This is a genomic window from Rhizobium sp. BK212 (genome assembly GCF_014197475.1).
GTDB lineage: Bacteria > Pseudomonadota > Alphaproteobacteria > Rhizobiales > Rhizobiaceae > Rhizobium > Rhizobium anhuiense.
In genome coordinates this window covers 42,447-62,474 of the sequence record NZ_JACIFS010000005.1, presented here as the reverse complement: position 1 = coordinate 62,474, position 20,028 = coordinate 42,447, and the positions used below count along the sequence as shown (strand labels likewise).

The window sequence follows — 20,028 nt, the reverse complement described above, 5'->3', positions numbered from 1 at the left end:
GCAATGAGATTCGATATGTTGAGAAGCTTCCCAACAATAATTCTTGTTTTTGCCGAAGGGAAAGATCGCCGGGTGATCCGTACCGCTCGCGAGGCTGCCCAACTGTTGCTGAAGGAATGGCCCACCGACGATGGTGAGGAATTCCTCACGGCGGTGAGAATCTGTTTGGAGGTCCTTACCGGAGAGAGCGAACCCGAGAAATTGCATGAGGCAATCGTCCGCGCCGCATATGAAGCCGGTATTGCAGCGATCACCACTGATAACCGCCTTGGGATTCTCAGGATCTATCCAGTCAGCGAAGCCAGATAATTGACCGCCGCGCAGGTGCTTATCTCAATCCTGCCCCATCGCGCCGCTTCGGTTGGAACAGCGGCTGCAATCGGACTGATCCGGCCCGTTACTGGAAGCGGTCGAGCGTCTTGTAGTAAAGCCCGACCAGCGGCAGGAACCACGGTTTGCCGAAGTGACCGGGAACGGCAGGCCAGTCGAGACCCTTGATTGGGTTACGGTCGGCCTTGCCGAGGATGGCGTCGGCCATGATCATGCCGAGATGGGTGGAGAGTTGGGCGCCGTGGCCGGAATAGCCCATGGCATACCAGACACCGTCGACATAGCCGGCGCGCGGATAGCGGTCCTTGGTCATGTCGACGAGCCCGCCCCAGCAATAGTCGATCTCGACGCCGGCAAGCTGCGGAAAGATCTCAGCCAGGCTGGCGCGCAGAATATCGCCGCTCCTTGCGTCCGATCGCTGATCCGACGTGGCGGAAAAGCGGGCGCGACCGCCGAAGATCAGCCGATTGTCCGGCGACAACCGGAAATAATTGCCGATGTTCATCGACGTCACGCAGGTGCGGTTGCCCGGCATCGTCGCGGCAATTTCGGCGTCGGTCAGCGGACGGGTGGCAATCAGGAAGCTGCCGACGGAAACGATCCGGCGGCGGAAATAACTGAAGAGCGACGGCGTATAGGCGCCTGTCGCGACCAGCACGTGGTCGGCGGTGACGGTGCCGCGTGCAGTCGTAAGGCTGTGGCGGCCGTTGCCCTGCCGATGTGCCGTCACCGCCGCCTTTTCGAAAATGGTGGCGCCGTGGCGGGCAGCGGCGGTGGCGAGCCCGGCGACATAGCGGCCCATATGCATCATCGCGCTCTTCTTCGAGAGCATGGCGCCATGGAAGGGCGAGCCGACCTCGCTTTTCAGCTCATTGGCGGTCAGAAGTGCGGTATCCTGATCGACCTCTTTGTGGACAGCCTCGAAATTGCGGGCAATGGCATCGAAATGCTGCGGCTTGGAAGCAAGCTTCAGCTTGCCGGCGCGGCGGAAATTGCAGTCGATCCCCTCCTCGGCGATAACAGCCTCGATCGTGTCGATGGAATCGTCGAGTGCCCTGTAAAGCGCGACAGCTCGCTCCGCGCCGAGTGCTGACTTGGCGGAGAGGAAACTGTGGGCGAGCCCATTGTTGAGGTGTCCACCATTGCGTCCCGATGCCCCCCAGCCGACCCGTGCGGCCTCCAGCACCACGACCTTGACGCCGGCCCTTGCAAGCTGGCGCGCCGCGGCAAGCCCGGTAAAGCCGGCGCCGATGACGGCGACATCGTAATGTCCTTCGACGGGGCCTTGTGCGCCGCCGGCAAAGGCTGGTGCCGTGTCGTGCCAGTAGGATTCGAACTGCATCCGCGTGCCTCCGTCAGAGCCCGACGACGCCAGGCAGGCCCGAGATGTCAGGAATTTCGACATAGCCGTAATAGGGATTGGCCGGCTCGTGGCCGCGATTGACCCAGACCTTGTTCTTGATGCCGAGATCGTGGGCCGACATCAGGTCGTAGCGGAAGGAGGACGAGCAGTGCAGCACGTCTTCCGGCCCGCAGCCGAGCATATCAAGCATATATTCAAAGCCCTTGAAGCGCGGCTTATAGGACTGCGCCTGCTCGGCGGTATAGACCGCATGGAAGGGCGCGCCGAGTTTTTCAACGTTCGACATGATCTGCGAATTCATCGCGTTGGAGAGGATCACCAAAGGGATTTCCTTGGCGACCTTGGCGAGCCCGGCCGGCACGTCCGGATGCGGCCTCCAGGTCGGAACCCGCTCATAGATCATCTTTGCCGCTTCATCGCGAAAGGTCACGCCATTGCGCTTGCATGTCCGCTCGAGTGAATTGTGCACCACCTCGGCATAGGGTTTCCAGTCGCCCAGGATCTCGTCGAGCCGATAGGCGGCGAAATTCTTGATGAACTCCGCCATGCGCCGCTCGTCGAGCTCTTCGCCGTAGAGATCACGGGCCGCTTCCGCCATCTGAAAGTTGGTCAGCGTGCCGTAGCAGTCGAAGGTGATGTATTTCGGACGAAACGTCGTCATCTGCGTATCCTTGAATGATCGGAACTGGGGACGTGTCACAATCATAAGCACCGCTTCCCCCGCAGCTCGCCTGAATTGGCAGCATCGGAAGCAGAATCTATCGTATCGAAAGCGGGGTTTGGCAGAAGGTTGCGCGCATTCGCCCGCAGGCAACGGCCGGCGAAGTGACGCTTTCAATCACCGTCGTGATCATGATCGTGATGCGACGGAAGGTCGAGGCCGAAGGTTTTGACGAGATCGGCCACCTGAGCCGGGCTGAGGAAACGGGGATTGAGGTTGCGCAACAGCAGATAGAGCTTTGCGGTTTCCTCCAGTTCCTCAGTGGCGAAGACCGCCGCTTCCAGGCTGTCGCCGGCGACAACAGGTCCGTGATTGGCCAGAAGCACCGACGAATACTTGCCCGCCAGCCCGCGGATGGCATCGGCCACATCAGGATCGCCCGGACGATAATAGGGCACCAGCGCGGTTTCGCCGGCGCGCATCAGATAATATGGCGTCATCGGCGGCAGGGCGGCGCGCGGATCGATCTCCGGCAGCATGGTCAGCGCCACCGCATGGGTGGAGTGAAGATGGACGATGGCGCGGGCGCTGCCGCGCGTGTCGTAGAGGGCCGTGTGCAGCGGGATTTCCTTGGTCGGCTTGTCGCCGGACAGGAGCCGGCCTTCGGCATCGAGCCTGGAGATCCGTGCCGGGTCGAGAAAGCCGAGCGAGGCATTGGTCGGCGTGACCAGCCAGCCGCCGTCCTCCAGCCGCAACGATATGTTGCCCGACGAACCGGGCGTCAGCCCGCGCTCGAACAGCGAGCGGCCGTATCGGCAGATTTCCTCACGCAGGCGCGCGTCGGACATGACAGTTCCTCCAATATTACGCAGTTGCCCCTTCGATCAGTTCAAAGCCGAGATCGACGGCCTGCGGCGGCGCGTTGGCGACGACCATCTGGGCGGCTATCTGTCCCGTCGCCACGCGCGGCGTTCGGATGGTCGACAGTGGTTGCGGTGTTACCCGGCCGATATCGAGGCCGTTATAGCCGAAAATGGCGAGCGTCGAGGGGATCTCGATCCCTTGAGCCAGACAGTGAAAATAACCACCCAGCGCCATGTCGTCGTTGGAGAAATAAACCGCATCGAGATCGGTCGTCCGGGCAAGCAGCCGCTCCAATCCCAGCCTGCCGTTTTCCACGGACGAGGCGCCGGCAAGAATTTCACGGGCGACGAGCGGTGCGTCATGCGCATCGAGCGTCTCGCAAAAGCTGGAAAACCGCTTGCCGGCACGGGTATCGCGGTTGAGGTCGTGACCGACATAGCCGATCCGGCGGTAACCCCGCTTCAGCAGGAAGGCCGCACTCTCCCGCCCGGCCGCGCGGTTCGAGAAGCCGACGGCGATATCGAGAGCATCGCCATCCAGATCGAGCAGTTCCACGATCCGGCAGCCGCTGGCGCGCAGCATCTTCACCGTGCCCTCGGTGTGCTCGTATCCCGCCAGCATGACCGCCGCCGGCCGCCAGGCAAGCATCGCGGCGGCGAGCGCCTCCTCCTTGCCCGGATCATAATCGGTCACGGAGAAAACCGCCTGGTACCGGTTCTCCTCCAGAACGGCGCTGGCGCCGCGCAGCACATCGGGAAAGACGATGTTGGAGAGCGACGGAATGACGAAGGCGACAAGACGCGACCCGGTGGAGGCGAGCGTTCCGGCGATCCGGTTCGGCACATAACCCAGCCGCTCGACGGCGGCCATCACCCGCTCCCGCGTCTTGCCGGAAAACGAACCATGGTTGCGCAGCACGCGCGACACCGTGCTCTCGCCGACACCGGCCGCCTCCGCGACTTCGGCAAGCGTGACCGTCGCCTGATGTTTGAATTCCATCGTTACGTTTGAACCCGGCTTTTAGGATGGTTGCCCGGGCCTGACCGTCCGGCGCGACCACCGCGTTGTCCCCATTTTTCACTGCTCCCGCCAAGAAGCAAGGTTTTTTTGGCAGCGCTACCAATTTGCTGTTGGCAGCGCTGCCAAAATGGATTAATGAAAATGGCAGCGCTGCCAAAAATGGCTCGGCGTGCCGCGGGAGGATCGACAGGGACCGCGGCAACAATCGGAGGAGAAAATCATGACGCTGCAGACGCAGGCGCCAATCGCTGGCGAATATACCGCTGAAGCCGCGGAAGACCGTGCCTATGGCAAGGTCTTCTGGCGCATCGTACCCTTTTTGATGCTGTGCTACGTGGTCGCCTATCTCGACCGCGTCAATGTCGGCTTCGCCAAGCTGCAAATGTCGAGTGAACTCGGCCTTTCGGAAGCCGCCTACGGCATCGGTGCAGGCATTTTCTTCATCGGCTATTTTCTGTTTGAAGTGCCGAGCAACATCATCATGAACAAGGTCGGCGCGCGGGTGTGGATCGCCCGCATCATGGTCACCTGGGGCATCATATCAGCCGCCTTCATGTTCACCTCGTCGGAAACCGTCTTCTATGTCCTTCGTTTCCTGCTGGGCGTGGCCGAAGCCGGATTTTTCCCCGGCATCATTCTTTATCTGACCGCGTGGTATCCGGCCCACCGCCGCGCCAGGATTATCACCACCTTCATGTCGGCGATCCCGATATCCGCCATTTTCGGCAATCCGCTTTCGGGTCTCCTGATGGACAGCTTTCACGGCACGCATGGTCTTTCCGGCTGGCAGTGGATGTTCCTGATCGAAGCCATTCCGGCCATTCTTTTCGGTGTCGCGACGTTCTTCTATCTTGATGATACGATCCAGGGCGCGAAATGGCTGAACGATGAGGAAAAGCGCGTGCTGACGGCCAATATCGAGGCGGAGAACCGGGGCAAGACGGCAAGCCCGCACAGCATCGGTGCAACGCTGACCGACCGTCGCGTCTGGCTGATGTGCCTGATCTATTTCTGCTTCGTGCTCGGGCAATATGGGCTGAATTTCTGGATGCCGACCATCGTCAAGGCCGCGGGCGTCAGCGGAAACCTGAATATTGGCCTGATTTCGGCGATCCCCTATATCTGCACATTCGTCGCGATGCTGGCACTCGGACGTTCCGCCGACAGGCTGCGTGAACGCCGCTGGCACCTCGTCGTCCCGGCTCTGATTGCCGCCGGTGGTTTTGTCGCGGCGACCATGGCGACGAGCACGACGGTGTCGATTGTCTGCCTCTCGCTGGCGGCAGCGGGCGCGATCAGCTGCGCGCCGCTCTTCTGGTCGCTTCCGACAGCTTTTCTTGCCGGCACCGGCGCTGCGGCCGGCATCGCCTGGATCAATTCGGTCGGCAACCTCGCCGGGTTTCTCGGGCCGTTTCTGGTCGGCTATCTCAAAGACTTCACCGGCACCAACAGCGCCGGCATGTATCTGTTGGCGGCCGCGCTGGTCATTGGCTCGCTGGCCGTGTTGACGGTTCCGGCGAAAACCGTCAATCGCTGAACTCGCGCATAACCCCGAAAATCGGAATCGATTTTCGGAAAGGATTATGCGCAAATTCAAAATGTTAGAGCGTCCTTAGCGCGTCTTGTAGACGCACGGCGCTCTAGAGCCCCTCCGGGACGCTACCCGGAGGGCACAGACCTTCCTCAGGAGATGGAGAACCTCCTCATGTCACCGCTTGCTGAAAACCCGGGCTCCGCCGTTGTCGCAGCCGTCATCGGTCTTGGTTCCATGGGGCTCGGAATGGCCCGGTCGATGAAGCGCGCAGGTCTCGACGTCATTGGATATGACATCACGCCGGCGGCGGTGGACCGCTTCATCGCCGAGGGCGGGCGCGGCGCGGCGACCCCTGCCGATTCGGCAAAGGGCGCCGACATTGTCGTCTCCGTGGTCGTCAACGGCGCGCAGACCGAGGCCGTACTGTTCGGGCCAGAAGGTGTCGCGCATGCGATGAAGGCCGGTGCGGTCTTCATCTCGTCGGCCACCATGGATCCCGCCATTGCACGCAACCTGGCGCAAAGGGTGGAGGCTCTCGGCCTGCATTATCTCGACGCGCCGATTTCGGGCGGCGCCGCCAAGGCGGCGCAGGGCGCACTGACGATCATGGCTTCCGGCTCCAGACAGGCCTTCGACACGGCGCGCCCCGGACTCGAGGCCATGGCCGGCAAGGTCTACGAGCTAGGCGATGCGGCCGGAAAAGGTGCTGCCTTCAAGATGATCAACCAGCTTCTCGCCGGCGTGCACATCGCCGCCGCCTGCGAGGCCATTACCTTCGCCGCCAAGCAGGGCCTCGACCTCGACAAAGTCTATGAGGTGATCACGGCTTCGGCCGGCAATTCATGGATGTTCGAAAACCGCGTGCCGCATGTGCTGGCCGGAGACTATACTCCGCTGAGCAGCATCGAGATTTTCGTCAAGGATCTCGGTATCGTCCAGGACATGGCCCGCTCCGAGCGCTACCCGGTACCGCTCGCGGCAGCGGCCTTGCAGATGTATCTGGCCGCCGCTGGAGCGGGCATGGGCCGCGACGACGATTCCTCGCTGGCGCGGCTCTATGCCCAGCTTTCCGGCGCAGAATTGCCCGGCTCCGCCAAAGAGCCGCAGAGCCTGTAGAGGGAACACGAGACATGCCGGTTTTCGCCGCCAACCTGACGATGATGTTCAACGAATGGGCATTCCTCGACCGTTTCGACGCCGCAGCCGATGCCGGCTTTACCGCCGTCGAATATCTCTTCCCCTACGAAGCCCCGCCGGAGGCAATCGCCGAGCGGCTTGCCCGCAACAATCTGCAGCAGGCCCTGTTCAACCTGCCGCCGGGCGACTGGGCAGCCGGCGAGCGTGGCATCGCGGCTCTTCCCGGACGCTTCGATGCGCTGAAAGCCGATGTCGAGCGGGCACTGGACTATGCGGCGGCGACGGGTGTCAAGCGATTGCACTTGATGGCCGGCATCGCCGACCCTCATGACCAAGACGCCTCTTCCTCTTACCGGCGCTCCGTCACCTATGCTGCCGAGCGGCTTGCGGAAAAGGGCATCGATCTGCTGCTCGAGCCGATCAACGGGCGAAACATGCCGGGATACTTCCTCAACGACTTCGGCGCGGCCGAGCGGCTGATTGCCGAATCCGGCCTGCCAAACCTGAATCTCCAGTTCGACATCTATCACCGGCAGATCATCCATGGCGACGTCGTCATGGCGTTGCGACGCCTGCTGTCGATCACCGGTCATATCCAGATCGCCAGCGTGCCGTCCCGCAACGAACCGGACGGGGAGGAACTGAATTATCCCTATCTGTTCGGCGAAATCGACCGCCTGGGATATGGCGGTTTCATCGGTTGCGAATACATCCCACGCGGCCACACGCTGGACGGTCTTGGCTGGTTCAAACCTTTTGCACGGAGCTAGACGATGGCTATTTTGCTCGGATCAATCGCCGACGACTATACCGGCGCCTCCGACCTCGCCAACACGCTGACGAAGAACGGCCTGCGCACGGTGCAAACGGTCGGCATCCCCGATCCGACACTCGCGTTGCCGGATGTCGACGCCGTGGTCGTTTCCCTGAAAATCCGCTCCGTCCCGGCCCCGGATGCCGTGACGGCCGCGACCAGCGCCGAGCGATGGCTGCGCCAGCGGGGCGCCGGCCATGTGCTTTACAAGATCTGTTCGACCTTCGATTCCACCGACGCCGGCAATATCGGTCCGGTCACCGAGGCGTTGAGCGAGGCGGCCGGCGGCGGCTCCGTGCTGGTGACACCTGCCTTTCCGGAAACGGGACGCACCGTCTATCTTGGCCATCTCTTCGTCGGCAGCCAACCGCTGAACGAAAGCCCGCTCAAGGACCATCCCCTCAATCCGATGCATGACGCCAATCTCGTGCGGGTGCTCGCCCGGCAATCGCGCAACGCCGTCGGACTGGTCGATCTCACCGCCATCGCGGCCGGGCCTGATGCCGTCAAGGCGAAGCTCGATGCCCTGCGCACGGCAGGCGTCACCATCGCCATCGCCGATGCGATTTTCGAACGGGATCTTGAAACGCTCGGTGAGATCGCATTGGAAACACCGGTATCGACAGGTGCGTCCGGCCTCGGCCTCGGCCTTGCCCGCGCCCTCGTCCGCTCCGGCCGGATATCCTCCGGCGGTGCAACGACGGCGGACGCAATTCGCCCCGTCGGCGGGCTGTCCGCGATCGTTGCCGGCAGTTGTTCCAAGGCGACGCTGCGCCAGCTCGACGTTGCCGAACGGTCGATGCCCGTGCTGCGGCTCGATCCGGAGCGGCTGCTTGCCGGCCCGGATGAGATCGCCACGGCGATTTCCTGGGCCGGAGACAGAATCTCCGCCGGCCCTGTGGTGATCGCCGCAAGTGCTGCGCCGGAGACCGTGTCCCGGCTGCAATCGCTCTATGGACGAGAAGCCTCCGGCCACGCGATCGAGACCGCGACCTCGATCATCACAGCCGAACTGGTGCAGAGAGGCGTGCGGCGCCTTGTGATCGCAGGCGGTGAAACCTCAGGGGCCGCGGTCGATAGGCTCGCCATTCCGGCATTTCTGATCGGCCCGGAGATTGCGCCCGGCGTGCCGGTGTTGCGCACGGTCGGCAATGCCCAGGGCGATATGCTTCTGGCGTTGAAATCAGGAAACTTCGGAGGCGAAGATTTCTTTACGGCAGCGCTGGCGATGATGCACTGACAGGATCTGGGGTCGATGAATATCGATCGGCTCTAGCATAAGATGCGGTGGTCCATGGCAGCAAAGCCATAAGATACTGCTTGAACCATGGCCTTCAGACGATCTGCCCGCCGGCGCTCCGGCAGACTGGCGGGCACGACATGAAGGACGCCCCCATGCAAGCAAGTCAGATCGAAATCGTCCCATTCGGCCCCGACCATCTGGAAGCCGCCGTCGCGCTTTCCCGACAGGCGGGCTGGCCGCACCGGACGGAAGACTGGCAGCTGGCGCTCGCCCTGAGCGAGGGGATGGTGGCGATCGAGAACGGCAAGGTCGTCGGCACCGTGCTCGTCACGCCATACAAGGGCGATTGTGCAACTATTAACATGGTCATCGTCGACGAGACGATGCGCGGTCGAGGCCTCGGCCGCAGACTGATGGACGCCGCGCTGCTGACCGCCGGTGGCCGACCGCTGAGGCTGGTGGCGACGACGGCAGGCCTGCCGCTTTACCAGAAGCTTGGCTTCCGCGAGACGGGAACCGTGCTGCAGCACCAAGGCCTTGCCGGAGAAATCGCTGCCCCGGCGGAAACGGAAGCAGCCACCGCCGCCGATCTCCCTGCCATCGCGACACTCGATCGCCTGGCCTTCGGCGCCGATCGAGAAGGACTGCTCTCTTATCTTGCTGGGATCGGCGAATTCGCCGTCATTCGCAGCGGCGGCCGCATTTCCGGCTTCGCCTGCCTGCGTCCTTTCGGCCGCGGCGAAGTGATTGGACCCGTGGTGGCCGCCGACCTTAGCAAAGCCAAGACACTCATCGAACATTTCATCGCCAGGCGGCCCGGACGGTTCCTCAGGGTCGACACCACTGACGAGACCGGGCTCTCCCCATGGCTCGCCGAACAGGGGCTGGTCCATGTCGGCGGCGGCATCACGATGAGACAGCCGTTGGCCAAAGACGCCGCCGATCCAACCGCCACCACCTTTGCCCTCGCCAGCCAGGCACTCGGCTGATCCGGAGATCTTCATGTACAGCAATTCCCTCATCGAACTCGATCGCGCCCACCTCATTCATCCGGTCGCTTCCTATCGCGGCCATGAAAAGCTTGGCGTGCGCGTGCTGGCTTCGGCCAAGGGCGCCACGGTCACCGACGCATCGGGCAAGCAGCTGATCGACGGCTTCGCCGGCCTCTGGTGCGTCAATGCCGGTTACGGCCACGAAAGCATCGTCGAGGCGGCGGCCCGGCAGATGCGCGAGCTTCCCTATGCGACGGCCTATTTCGGCCTCGGCTCCGAGCCCGCGATCCGGCTTGCCGGTGAACTCGCCGACCGCGCGCCGGGCGATCTCAACCATGTCTATTTCACGCTCGGCGGCTCCGATGCGGTGGACAGCACGGTCCGCTTCATCCGCTACTATTGGAATGCCCGAGGACAGCCTCAGCGCGATCAGTTCATCTCGGTCGAACAGGGCTATCACGGCTCCTCGACGGTCGGCGCGGGTTTGACCGCGCTGCCCGCCTTCCATGCCGGCTTCGGCCTTCCCTTCGACTGGCAGCATAAAATTCCGTCTCACTACGCCTATCGCAACCCGGCGGGCGACAGTCCGCAGGCAATCATCGACGCCTCGCTTGCCGCGCTGAGAAGCAAGGTCGAGGCGATCGGGCCGGACCGCGTCGCCGCCTTCTATGTCGAGCCGATCCAGGGCTCGGGCGGCGTGCTGGTGCCACCGAAAGGCTGGATGAAGGCCATGCACGAATTCTGCCGCCAGCACGACATCCTGTTCGTGGCGGACGAGGTGATCACCGGCTTTGGCCGCACCGGCCCGCTTTTTGCCTGCAGCGAGGATGGGATAGTCCCCGATTTCATGACGACCGCCAAGGGCCTCACCTCCGGCTACGTCCCCATGGGCGCCGTCTTCATGTCCGATCACGTCTATGAGACGATTGCCGAGGGCGCGGGCGCTGCCGCCGTCGGCCACGGCTACACTTATTCGGCCCATCCCGTCAGCGCCGCGGTCGGGCTCGAAGTCCTGAAGCTTTACGAAAACGGCCTTCTCGAAAACGGCGTCAGGGCCGGCGCACGGCTGATGCAGGGCCTGGAGTCGCTGAGGGATCATCCGCTCGTCGGCGACGTCCGCGGCCGCGGCATGCTGGCCGCCGTCGAACTGGTGGTCGACAAGGTGAACAAGACGCCGTTGCCGGCATCCGCCGAACCGGCCCGCCGCATCTTCGACCGCGCCTGGGAGAACGGCCTCGTCATCCGCGCCTTCGGCAATGGCGTGCTGGGCTATGCGCCGCCGCTCTGCTGCACCGAAACGGAGATAGACGCGATCATCGAGCGCACTCGCGTCACGCTGGACGAGACGCTGGAGGACCCGGATGTGCGCCGGGTGCTGCAGGCCTGAGAATATCGCGAAACGGTCAGATTCGGTATTTTCTGCCGCCTCATGACGCCTTTTCGGAGAATCCGGCGCGGTGCAGGTGACACACTGAAATCAACGAAAGGCCCGGATCCCGGCAATACGGGCCTTCGACACAAGAGCGGGACAACGATCCCGCCGACGGGAACAGAATATTCTTCTTCGACAAGCCGCGCTCCCACCGGAGCCGAACACTGGGGAATTCACGTGAGCAAGAGCCTTCCGGAATTCAAATATATGACCTTCGACGTCGTCGGCACGCTCATCGACTTCGAAGGCGGTCTCAAGACCTGCTTCGCCGAGATTGCGGCTGAGGTGGGAGGCGCAGTCGACGGCGAGCAGGCGCTCAGCCTCTACCGCGCGGCCCGCTACTCCGAGAATGCCGACCTCTTTCCCGACGACCTCGTGCGCGTCTACCTCGCGATCGCGCCGAAGCTCGGCCTGCCCGCCGACAAGAAATACGGCGAACGGCTGCGGGACTCGGCCAAGGGCTGGAAAGGTTTCGCAGACAGCGCCGCTGCGCTGGCAAAACTTTCGAATGATTATCGCCTCGTGGCGATGACCAACGCCCGGCGCTGGGCATTCGATTTCTTCGAGAAGGAACTCGGCAATCCTTTTTATGCCGCCTTCACCGCGGATGATACGGGGACCGAGAAACCCGATCCCGAATTCTTCGAGAAGGTATTCGCCTACGTCGCCTCGGAAGGACATTCGAAGGACGACATCCTGCATGTCGCCCAGAGCCAATACCACGATATCGGGATTTCCCGGAAACTCGGGCTGACCAATTGCTGGATCGAGCGGCGCCATGCCGAGAAGGGTTATGGCGGCACGATCGAGCCGGCCGAGTTCACCAAACCCGATTACCATTTCACGTCCATGGCAGGCCTTGCCGATGCCGTGGCCGCCGCGCGCGCCTAACTTTGAAAGCAGATCGGGCCTGCCCGCAACGGGCAGCCCGCCACACAAGAAAAGGGGAATGAGATGAACGACAAGATCACCAATTGGACCAGATCCGACGACGCCATGATCGAGACCGCCATCCGTCGTGGCGCGACCCGCCGCGAGCTGCTGCATATGATGCTCGCGGGCGGCGTGGCCATGTCAGCCGGCGGGCTCGTGCTTGGCCGCGCCGGCAAGGCGCTCGCCGCCACGCCCGTTTCCGGCGGCTCGCTCAAGGCGGCCGGCTGGTCGTCCTCCACGGCCGATACGCTCGACCCCGCCAAGGCGTCGCTCTCCACCGATTATGTCCGGTGCTGCTCCTTCTATAACCGCCTGACTTTCCTCGACAAATCAGGCACGCCGCAGATGGAGCTTGCCGAAGCGATCGAATCCAAGGATGCGAAGACCTGGACGGTCAAGCTGAAGAAGGGCGTAACCTTCCACGACGGCAAGCCGCTGACCGCCGACGACGTGGTCTTCTCGCTGAAGCGTCATCTCGACCCATCCGTCGGCTCGAAGGTCGCCAAGATCGCCGCCCAGATGACCGGCTTCAAGGTCGTGGACAAACAGACCGTCGAAATCACCCTTGCAGATCCGAATGCCGACCTGCCGACCATCCTGTCGATGCATCACTTCATGATCGTTTCCGACGGCACGACCGATTTCACCAAGGCCAACGGCACCGGCGCTTTTGTCAAGGAAGTGTTCGAGCCGGGCGTTCGCTCGGTCGGGATCAAGAACAAGAACTACTGGAAATCCGGCCCGAACGTCGATTCCTTCGAATATTTCGCGATCAGCGACGACAATGCCCGCGTCAACGCGCTGCTGTCGGGCGACATCCACCTTGCAGCGTCGATCAATCCGCGCTCTATGCGGCTCGTCGAGGCCCAGGGAGAGGGCTTCTTCCTGTCGAGGACCACCTCGGGCAACTATACCAACCTCAATATGCGGCTGGACATGGATCCCGGCAGCAAGCGCGATTTCGTCGAGGGCATGAAGTACCTCGTCAACCGCGAGCAGATCGTCAAGTCGGTGCTGCGCGGCCTCGGTGAAGTCGGCAACGACCAGCCGGTTTCCCCCGCCAACTTCTACCGCAATGCCGACCTGAAGCCGCGGGCCTTCGATCCCGACAAGGCGAAGTTCCATTTCGACAAGGCCGGCGTCCTTGGTCAGTCCATTCCGGTGATCGCTTCCGAGGCGGCCAACTCCTCGATCGACATGGCGATGATCATTCAGGCTTCAGGCGCCGAGATCGGACTGAAGCTCGATGTCCAGCGCGTTCCCTCCGACGGCTACTGGGACAATTACTGGCTCAAGGCGCCGATCCACTTCGGCAATATCAATCCCCGTCCGACGCCGGACATCCTGTTCTCGCTGCTCTACTCCTCTCAGGCCCCCTGGAACGAGAGCCAGTACAAGTCGGAGAAGTTCGACAAGATGCTGATCGAAGCGCGAGGCTCGCTCGACCAGGAGAAGCGCCGGGCGATCTACGACGAGATGCAGGTGATGATTGCCAACGAAGCCGGCACTATCATCCCGGCCTATCTCTCGAACGTCGATGCCACCGCCGCCAAGCTCAAGGGTCTGGAGCCCAACCCGCTCGGCGGCCAGATGGGATACGCCTTCGCGGAATACGTCTGGCTCGAAGCCTGATAAAATGAAGGGACCGGGGCTGCAGCCCAAGCCCCGGTTCTTCCGGAACTGAACTCGAAACGCAACAAGGAGGCGTCCGTGAACAACCAGGTCTTGTCCCTGGTGCTGAGCCGATTGCTCATCGCCCTGATCACCCTGGTGATCGTCTCCTTCGCCGTCTTCTTCGCGACAACGCTGTTGCCCGGAGATACTGCGACCATCCTGCTCGGTCAGGCCGCCACGCCGGAAGCCGTCGAAGGCCTGCGCAAGGCCATGCATCTCGACGAGCCGGCCCTCTTCCGCTTCCTGCGCTGGGTCGTCGGGTTGCTGCAAGGCGATCTCGGCACGTCCTACGCCAACGAAATGCCGGTTACTGCGCTCATTGCCGGCCGCTTCGTCAACACGCTGAAACTTGCCGGCGTCACGGCGCTCTTCTCCGTGCCGATCGCGCTCACGCTCGGGATTACCTCCGCCATGCTGCGCGGTACGGTTTACGACCGGGTCGTCACGGTGATCACGATCGGCGTCATCTCCGTGCCGGAGTTCATGGTCGCGACCTCCGCCGCGCTGATCTTCGCCGTCTATCTGAAATGGCTGCCGGCGCTCTCCCTGGCCAATGAGGTCCATAGCCTGAGCGACATCTTGCGCGTCTATGCCATGCCGGTGATCACACTGACCTTCGTCGTCTCAGCCCAGATGATCCGCATGACCCGCGCCGCTGTGATCGAGACGCTCGCCACGCCCTATGTCGAGATGGCACTGCTCAAGGGCGCTTCGCGGCCGCGCATCGTCTTTCGTCATGCCCTGCCGAATGCGCTCGGCCCGATCGTCAATGCCGTCGCACTTTCGCTGTCCTATCTGCTTGGAGGCGTCATCATCGTCGAGACCATTTTCAATTATCCCGGCATCGCCAAGCTGATGCTGGATGGCGTAGCCACCCGCGACCTGCCGCTGATCCAAAGCTGCGCGATGATCTTCTGCCTTGGCTATCTACTCTTGATCACCATCGCCGATATCATCGCCATCCTTTCCAACCCGAGGCTCCGATGACAATGACCAGCTCCGAGACCACGTCCGACCGGCTGTCCGGAACCCGGCTTGGCTATCGCTTCAACATCGTCGGCGCGATCGGCCTGACCGTGATCCTTTCCTGGGCGCTCGTCGCGATCTTCGCGCCTTGGATCATCCCCTACCCCGTCGGCGAGATCGTCGATCTCGACTATTTCGGCCCGATGAGCCGGGAACTCTGGCTCGGCTCCGATTATCTCGGCCGCGACATGCTTTCGCGGATCCTGATGGGCGCGCGTTATACGGTCGGCATCTCGCTGGCGGCGGTCACGATCGCCTGTTTCAGCGGCGTGGTGCTCGGCATGATCGCAGCGGTCGCCGGCGGCTGGCTCGACACGATCCTCAGCCGCTTCCTCGACGCCCTCAATTCCATTCCGAGCAAGCTGTTCGGCCTGGTGGTCGTTGCTGCCGTCGGCTCTTCGGTCCCGGTTCTGATCCTGACGCTGTCGGTGATCTACATCCCCGGCGCCTACCGCTTCGCGCGGGCGCTCGCCGTCAACATCAATGCGATGGATTTCATCACCGTCGCGCGCATCCGCGGCGAAAGCACCCTCTATCTCATTCGCTCCGAAATCCTGCCCAACATCGTCGGGCCGGTGCTTGCCGATCTCGGCATCCGCTTCGTCTTCATCGTTCTGCTGCTCTCCGGGCTTTCCTTCCTCGGCCTCGGCGTCCAGCCGCCCTATGCCGATTGGGGCGCTCTCGTGCGCGAAAACATCGGCGGCCTGCCCTTCGGTGCGCCGGCGGTGATGTTTCCCTCGCTTGCCATCGCCAGCCTGACGATCAGCATCAACCTGCTGATCGACAACCTGCCGCAGAAGATCCGCGACCGGAGTGTGTCATGAGCAATTTCATCGAAATCCGTGACCTGAAAGTCGAGGCCACCACCGATTCCGGCCGGCGCGTCGAGATCATCAAGGGTGTCAGCCTCGACGTTGCCGAGGGTGAGATCGTCGCGCTGATCGGCGAGAGCGGCTCGGGCAAGACAACCATCGCGCTCACCCTGATGGGCCATACCCGCGCGGGCTGTCGCATCTCCGGCGGCAGCGTTTCGGTCGGCGGCAAGGATATGGTCAGGCTCAGCGAAAAGCAGCGCGCCAAGGTGCGTGGCACCGAAGTCGCCTATGTTCCGCAATCGGCCGCCGCCGCCTTCAACCCGGCCACGACGATCATGGATCAGGTGATCGAAGTCACGCGTATTCATCAGCTGATGTCGCCGGACGAGGCGCGTGCCCGGGCCGTCGAGCTCTTCCGGGCGCTGTCGCTGCCGGAACCCGAGACGATCGGCAGCCGTTACCCGCACCAGGTTTCCGGCGGCCAGCTGCAGCGTCTGGCCGCCGCCATGGCGCTGATCGGCGATCCGACCCTCGTCATTTTCGACGAGCCGACGACGGCGCTCGACGTGACGACCCAGATCGAAGTGCTGCGCGCGTTCAAATCGGTGATGAAAAAGGGCGGCATATCGGGCGTCTATGTCTCGCACGACCTTGCCGTCGTCGCCCAGATCGCCGACCGCATCGTGGTCTTGAAGGGCGGGGAGACCCAGGAAACCGGCACCACCGAAGAGATCCTCAACAATGCGAAGCACCCCTATACCAGAGAGCTGCTCGCAGCCTTCGAACCGAAACTGCGCGCCGCAGCAGCCCCCATCGAGCGCGAGACGGCGCCGCTTCTGAAGATCGAAGATCTCGTCGCGGGCTACGGGCAGCGCCAGGCCGATGGCCTCCCGCTCGTTCGTGCGGTCGAGCATGTGAGCTTGAAGGTGGAGAAAGGCCGCAATCTCGGCATCATCGGGGAATCCGGTTGCGGCAAGTCGACACTCGCCCGCACCATCGCCGGCATCCTGCCGGCCGCGGTCGGCAAGATCGTCTTCGACGGCACGGAGTTGCGCCGCAACGCCCGCGAACGCTCGCGCGATCAGTTGCGCGAGATGCAGATCGTCTTCCAATATGCCGACACCGCCCTCAACCCGGCAAAATCGGTGGAGGACATCCTTGCCCGGCCGCTGGTCTTTTACCACCGCATGGATCGACAAGCGCGACATGCCCGGATCGACCAATTGCTCGACATGGTGCGCCTGCCCCGCAATCTGCGCCATCGCCGGCCGGGAGAACTTTCGGGCGGGCAGAAGCAGCGCGTCAACTTCGCCCGGGCGCTCGCCGCCGATCCGAAGCTAATCCTCTGCGACGAGATCACCTCGGCGCTCGACACGGTGGTCGCCGCCGCGGTCATCGACCTGCTCAAGGAGTTGCAGCGCGAACTCGGCCTTTCCTACATCTTCATCAGCCACGATCTCTCGGTGGTGGAGGCGATCTGCGACGAGATCGTCGTGATGTATGGAGGCCGGAAGGTCGAGCAAATCACGTCCTCAACAGTGAACGCGCCGCAACATCCCTATTCGCAACTGCTCTTCTCATCGGTGCCGACACTCGATCCGGCCTGGCTCGACGGGCTTCAGCAGGATCCGGAACTGGTGCGTGCCTATTGCCGGCACTGAGCGCCGATTCTGCTTCGAGAGGACGTGCCGGCCACATCCAGCGCCCACCCGGTCAGGTCGTGTTGAAACGCCTGGGCTCCAAGGCACGAGATCTGCAAGTGGCAGCGAATATGGCTTTGGAAAACAAGCCCGAAATTCTGTCGCAAGTCCTTCCAACCAGTATGAAGCTTACCATTATGGGGAGAACAACCTGCGACAGAGAGACTCGGCAGCTGCGCAGGACCCGATGGATCGGATAGATGCAGTTGGGTGAGGTCGGTCCGGAACCCTGAAAGATTGCGTTGGACACCTGGCCAAGGGGAGTTTGCGAACCACAGAACATGCAGTCGTCATTCAGGAGCGTAGCTCCGCCGCGGTCCTTCTCGCCGGCTAAAGCGGAAACAAGGTGGTGAGCGGCATGTGGGCCTTGATGATCGGTGACTTCAGCACGACGAAGCTGAAATATTTGTCGATGCCGACGTCCATGTCGGTGAGGCGCTCCATGATCGTCTGGTATTCGTCGATCCCGGCGGTGACGAATTTCAAGAGATAGTCGTAGCCGCCTGAAACCAGATGGCATTCGATCACCTGATCGACCTTCTCGATCGCCGCCAGGAAGCGGGCAAAGTCGATCTGCCGGTGGTTCTTCAGGGTGATCTCGGTGAAAACAGTCAGCGTCTGCCCCAGTTTGCTGACGTTGATCTGGGCCGAATAGCCTTCGATATAGCCTTCCGACTGCAGCTTCTTCACCCGCATCAGGCAGGGGCTCGGCGACAAATTGACCAGTTCGGCGAGTTCCACATTGGTGACGCGGCCATTTTTCTGCAGCTCGTAGAGAATTTTTACGTCGATCCGGTCGAGTTTCATCGCACGCCTTCGCTGCTTGAGATCGCCAACGACGCAGCAGATTATGCCGCGACTTTCAACACCGACCTTAACACATAGGGAAGAGCTGTCGACCATGTTGCGGGACAGGCCGAAGCACAAACGGCTGCGGGTCTCCCCACAAGACGGAATCTTCTGCTGTCGCCGGCTGATCTCCGGCAAAGGCGTGGCGTCGGATCCGCTAGACTAGCGCATAACCCCGAAAATCGATTCCGAATTTCGGAAGAGATTATGCGCAGATCCAGGTGATAGAGCGTCCTTTGCGCGTCTGAAAAGAAGCGCGGCGCTTTAATGCCTGAAGTGGAGACCATCCCATGCCCGCACCGCTCAATCGCGTCGACACCACGCCGGAACTGCCCGCTGCTGCCGATGCGGTGGTAATCGGCGGCGGCATCGTCGGCGTTTTCGCGGCCTATTATCTCGCCCGGCGGGGATTGAAGGTCGCCCTCGTCGAGAAGGGCCTTATCGGCGCCGAACAATCGAGCCGCAACTGGGGCTGGTGCCGCCAGCAGAACCGCGACGCCCGAGAATTGCCGATGTCGACCAAGAGCCTCGACCTGTGGGAGCGCTTCGCCACTGAGACCGGGGAGGAGACGGGCTTCCGTCGCTGCGGCCTCTTCTATCTGAGCAATAACGACGAGGAACTGTCCGGCTGGGCACGCTGGCGCGATTTCGCCCGCTCGCTCGGCGTCACAACGCACATGCTGAGCAGCGCCGAGGCGAGCGAACGCGGGCGTGCCACCGGCGTCTCATGGAAAGGCGGAGTGTTTTCGCCGACCGACGGCACGGCCGATCCGGCGAGCGCTGCGCCGGCCGTCGCGCGTGCGATCCTGAAACTTGGCGGCACGGTGCATCAGTCCTGTGCGGCCCGCGGCCTCGACGTCGAAGGCGGCAGGCTTTCCGGCGTCGTCACTGAGCATGGCACGATCCGGACGAAAATCGCGATCCTGGCCGGCGGCGCCTGGGCCTCCTCCTTCTGCCGCCAACTCGGCATTCGATTTCCGCAAGCCTCGATACGCTCCTCGATCCTCTCCGTATCCCCGGGCGCTAGCGGGCTGCCGGATGCCCTGCATACATCAGCGGTGTCGGTGACGCGACGCCGCGATGGCGGCCATACGCTGGCGATCAGCGGCCGCGCCCGCGTCGATCCGACGCCGCAGCAGTTCCGCTTCGCGCGGCAGTTCGTGCCGATGTTCGCCCGGCGCTGGCGCAGTCTCAAACCAGGCGGGTTGGAGGGCTTTCGCTCGGGTCACGAATCTCTGGCACGCTGGCGGCTCGACAGACCGACGCCGATGGAGCGCATGCGCATCCTCGATCCAGTGGTCGACGAGGCGACCGTTGCGCTGACGCATGCACGGGCGCTTGAGCTTCTGCCTGCTTTGAAGGAGACCAAGATCGCAGCGGCCTGGGCGGGCTATATCGACAGCACGCCGGACGGCGTGCCGGGGATCGGCGAGATCGCCAGCTTGCCCGGCTTCATCCTTGCTGCGGGCTTCAGCGGCCACGGCTTCGGCATCGGGCCGGGCGCCGGCCATCTGATTGCCGATATCGTCACAGGCGACGAGCCGATCGTCGATCCCAGGCCCTACCATCCCGAGCGCTTCGGGGGATCCGCCTGGGGCAAAGTGGCCGATTTCTAAACGGCTCGGCCACCCCGGCTCGGAC

General features: G+C 62.7%; 18 protein-coding genes. 13 read left to right on the top strand and 5 right to left on the bottom strand.

The window, feature by feature from the left end; genetic code table 11:
* Positions 1-3: 3 nt before the first annotated feature.
* Positions 4-309, top strand: coding sequence for a DUF982 domain-containing protein (locus FHT79_RS17750; protein WP_063473502.1), 306 nt, complete (start codon positions 4-6; stop codon positions 307-309).
* Positions 310-397: 88 nt separating this feature from the next.
* Here FHT79_RS17750 and FHT79_RS17745 read toward each other — a convergent pair whose 3' ends face one another.
* The 4 genes from FHT79_RS17745 to FHT79_RS17730 all read right to left on the bottom strand — a co-directional run bounded on the left by FHT79_RS17745 (position 398) and on the right by FHT79_RS17730 (position 4,217).
* Positions 398-1,672, bottom strand: coding sequence for an FAD-binding oxidoreductase (locus tag FHT79_RS17745; protein ID WP_183903822.1), 1,275 nt, complete (start codon positions 1,670-1,672; stop codon positions 398-400).
* Positions 1,673-1,685: 13 nt separating this feature from the next.
* Positions 1,686-2,354 (bottom strand): haloacid dehalogenase type II, encoded by a 669-nt coding sequence (locus FHT79_RS17740; RefSeq protein WP_183903821.1) that lies wholly within the window; start codon positions 2,352-2,354, stop codon positions 1,686-1,688.
* Between the two features lie 173 nt (positions 2,355-2,527).
* A complete protein-coding gene (locus FHT79_RS17735; protein ID WP_063473490.1) occupies positions 2,528-3,202 on the bottom strand; it encodes an aldolase in 675 nt (224 codons plus the stop codon).
* A gap of 16 nt (positions 3,203-3,218) precedes the next feature.
* Positions 3,219-4,217 (bottom strand): LacI family DNA-binding transcriptional regulator, encoded by a 999-nt coding sequence (locus FHT79_RS17730; protein WP_183903820.1) that lies wholly within the window; start codon positions 4,215-4,217, stop codon positions 3,219-3,221.
* A 241-nt stretch (positions 4,218-4,458) separates the two neighbouring features.
* Here FHT79_RS17730 and FHT79_RS17725 point away from each other — a divergent pair, with 241 nt between their 5' ends.
* The 11 genes from FHT79_RS17725 (at position 4,459) to FHT79_RS17675 (ending at position 17,499) form a co-directional block, all read left to right on the top strand.
* The gene (locus tag FHT79_RS17725; protein ID WP_183903819.1) at positions 4,459-5,775 is read left to right on the top strand and encodes an MFS transporter; all 1,317 of its coding nucleotides are present in this window, start codon (positions 4,459-4,461) and stop codon (positions 5,773-5,775) included.
* Positions 5,776-5,943: 168 nt separating this feature from the next.
* The gene (ltnD, locus tag FHT79_RS17720; protein ID WP_183903818.1) at positions 5,944-6,888 is read left to right on the top strand and encodes an L-threonate dehydrogenase; all 945 of its coding nucleotides are present in this window, start codon (positions 5,944-5,946) and stop codon (positions 6,886-6,888) included.
* A 14-nt stretch (positions 6,889-6,902) separates the two neighbouring features.
* The gene (gene otnI / locus FHT79_RS17715) at positions 6,903-7,679 is read left to right on the top strand and encodes a 2-oxo-tetronate isomerase (protein WP_063473486.1); all 777 of its coding nucleotides are present in this window, start codon (positions 6,903-6,905) and stop codon (positions 7,677-7,679) included.
* Positions 7,680-7,682: 3 nt separating this feature from the next.
* On the top strand, positions 7,683-8,963 hold the full coding sequence (gene otnK / locus FHT79_RS17710; protein ID WP_183903817.1) for a 3-oxo-tetronate kinase: 1,281 nt from the start codon (positions 7,683-7,685) through the stop codon (positions 8,961-8,963).
* Between the two features lie 155 nt (positions 8,964-9,118).
* A complete protein-coding gene (locus FHT79_RS17705) occupies positions 9,119-9,955 on the top strand; it encodes a GNAT family N-acetyltransferase (protein ID WP_183903816.1) in 837 nt (278 codons plus the stop codon).
* Between the two features lie 13 nt (positions 9,956-9,968).
* Positions 9,969-11,345 (top strand): aspartate aminotransferase family protein, encoded by a 1,377-nt coding sequence (locus FHT79_RS17700; protein ID WP_183903815.1) that lies wholly within the window; start codon positions 9,969-9,971, stop codon positions 11,343-11,345.
* A gap of 222 nt (positions 11,346-11,567) precedes the next feature.
* On the top strand, positions 11,568-12,281 hold the full coding sequence (locus FHT79_RS17695) for an HAD-IA family hydrolase (protein ID WP_047619624.1): 714 nt from the start codon (positions 11,568-11,570) through the stop codon (positions 12,279-12,281).
* Between the two features lie 63 nt (positions 12,282-12,344).
* The gene (locus FHT79_RS17690) at positions 12,345-13,955 is read left to right on the top strand and encodes an ABC transporter substrate-binding protein (protein WP_183903814.1); all 1,611 of its coding nucleotides are present in this window, start codon (positions 12,345-12,347) and stop codon (positions 13,953-13,955) included.
* A 78-nt stretch (positions 13,956-14,033) separates the two neighbouring features.
* Positions 14,034-14,984 (top strand): ABC transporter permease, encoded by a 951-nt coding sequence (locus FHT79_RS17685; RefSeq protein ID WP_047619621.1) that lies wholly within the window; start codon positions 14,034-14,036, stop codon positions 14,982-14,984.
* Positions 14,981-15,847, top strand: coding sequence for an ABC transporter permease (locus FHT79_RS17680; protein ID WP_168333724.1), 867 nt, complete (start codon positions 14,981-14,983; stop codon positions 15,845-15,847). The genes FHT79_RS17685 and FHT79_RS17680 overlap by 4 nt, the downstream gene beginning before the upstream one ends.
* Positions 15,844-17,499, top strand: a complete 1,656-nt coding sequence (locus tag FHT79_RS17675; RefSeq protein WP_183903813.1) for an ABC transporter ATP-binding protein — start codon at positions 15,844-15,846, stop codon at positions 17,497-17,499. The genes FHT79_RS17680 and FHT79_RS17675 overlap by 4 nt, the downstream gene beginning before the upstream one ends.
* A 369-nt stretch (positions 17,500-17,868) precedes the next feature.
* On the opposite strand, the gene FHT79_RS17670 is transcribed toward FHT79_RS17675, so the two are convergent.
* Complete coding sequence (locus FHT79_RS17670; RefSeq protein WP_047619615.1) at positions 17,869-18,345, bottom strand: Lrp/AsnC family transcriptional regulator; 477 nt, start codon at positions 18,343-18,345, stop codon at positions 17,869-17,871.
* Between the two features lie 332 nt (positions 18,346-18,677).
* On the opposite strand from FHT79_RS17670, the gene FHT79_RS17665 reads away from it, so the two are divergent.
* Positions 18,678-20,003 (top strand): FAD-binding oxidoreductase, encoded by a 1,326-nt coding sequence (locus tag FHT79_RS17665; RefSeq protein ID WP_183903812.1) that lies wholly within the window; start codon positions 18,678-18,680, stop codon positions 20,001-20,003.
* Positions 20,004-20,028 lie beyond the last annotated feature (25 nt).

Bases quoted from the DNA above. Each gene is read 5' to 3' on its own strand.
- FHT79_RS17690 (WP_183903814.1), top strand. From the start codon at position 12,345: ATGAACGACAAGATCACCAATTGGACCAGATCCGACGACGCCATGATC.
- FHT79_RS17665 (WP_183903812.1), top strand. From the start codon at position 18,678: ATGCCCGCACCGCTCAATCGCGTCGACACCACGCCGGAACTGCCCGCT.
- FHT79_RS17725 (WP_183903819.1), top strand. From the start codon at position 4,459: ATGACGCTGCAGACGCAGGCGCCAATCGCTGGCGAATATACCGCTGAA.
- FHT79_RS17735 (WP_063473490.1), bottom strand. From the start codon at position 3,202: ATGTCCGACGCGCGCCTGCGTGAGGAAATCTGCCGATACGGCCGCTCG.
- FHT79_RS17680 (WP_168333724.1), top strand. From the start codon at position 14,981: ATGACAATGACCAGCTCCGAGACCACGTCCGACCGGCTGTCCGGAACC.
- FHT79_RS17675 (WP_183903813.1), top strand. From the start codon at position 15,844: ATGAGCAATTTCATCGAAATCCGTGACCTGAAAGTCGAGGCCACCACC.
- FHT79_RS17730 (WP_183903820.1), bottom strand. From the start codon at position 4,217: ATGGAATTCAAACATCAGGCGACGGTCACGCTTGCCGAAGTCGCGGAG.
- FHT79_RS17750 (WP_063473502.1), top strand. From the start codon at position 4: ATGAGATTCGATATGTTGAGAAGCTTCCCAACAATAATTCTTGTTTTT.
- otnK (WP_183903817.1), top strand. From the start codon at position 7,683: ATGGCTATTTTGCTCGGATCAATCGCCGACGACTATACCGGCGCCTCC.
- otnI (WP_063473486.1), top strand. From the start codon at position 6,903: ATGCCGGTTTTCGCCGCCAACCTGACGATGATGTTCAACGAATGGGCA.
- FHT79_RS17670 (WP_047619615.1), bottom strand. From the start codon at position 18,345: ATGAAACTCGACCGGATCGACGTAAAAATTCTCTACGAGCTGCAGAAA.
- FHT79_RS17705 (WP_183903816.1), top strand. From the start codon at position 9,119: ATGCAAGCAAGTCAGATCGAAATCGTCCCATTCGGCCCCGACCATCTG.
- FHT79_RS17700 (WP_183903815.1), top strand. From the start codon at position 9,969: ATGTACAGCAATTCCCTCATCGAACTCGATCGCGCCCACCTCATTCAT.
- FHT79_RS17740 (WP_183903821.1), bottom strand. From the start codon at position 2,354: ATGACGACGTTTCGTCCGAAATACATCACCTTCGACTGCTACGGCACG.
- FHT79_RS17745 (WP_183903822.1), bottom strand. From the start codon at position 1,672: ATGCAGTTCGAATCCTACTGGCACGACACGGCACCAGCCTTTGCCGGC.
- ltnD (WP_183903818.1), top strand. From the start codon at position 5,944: ATGTCACCGCTTGCTGAAAACCCGGGCTCCGCCGTTGTCGCAGCCGTC.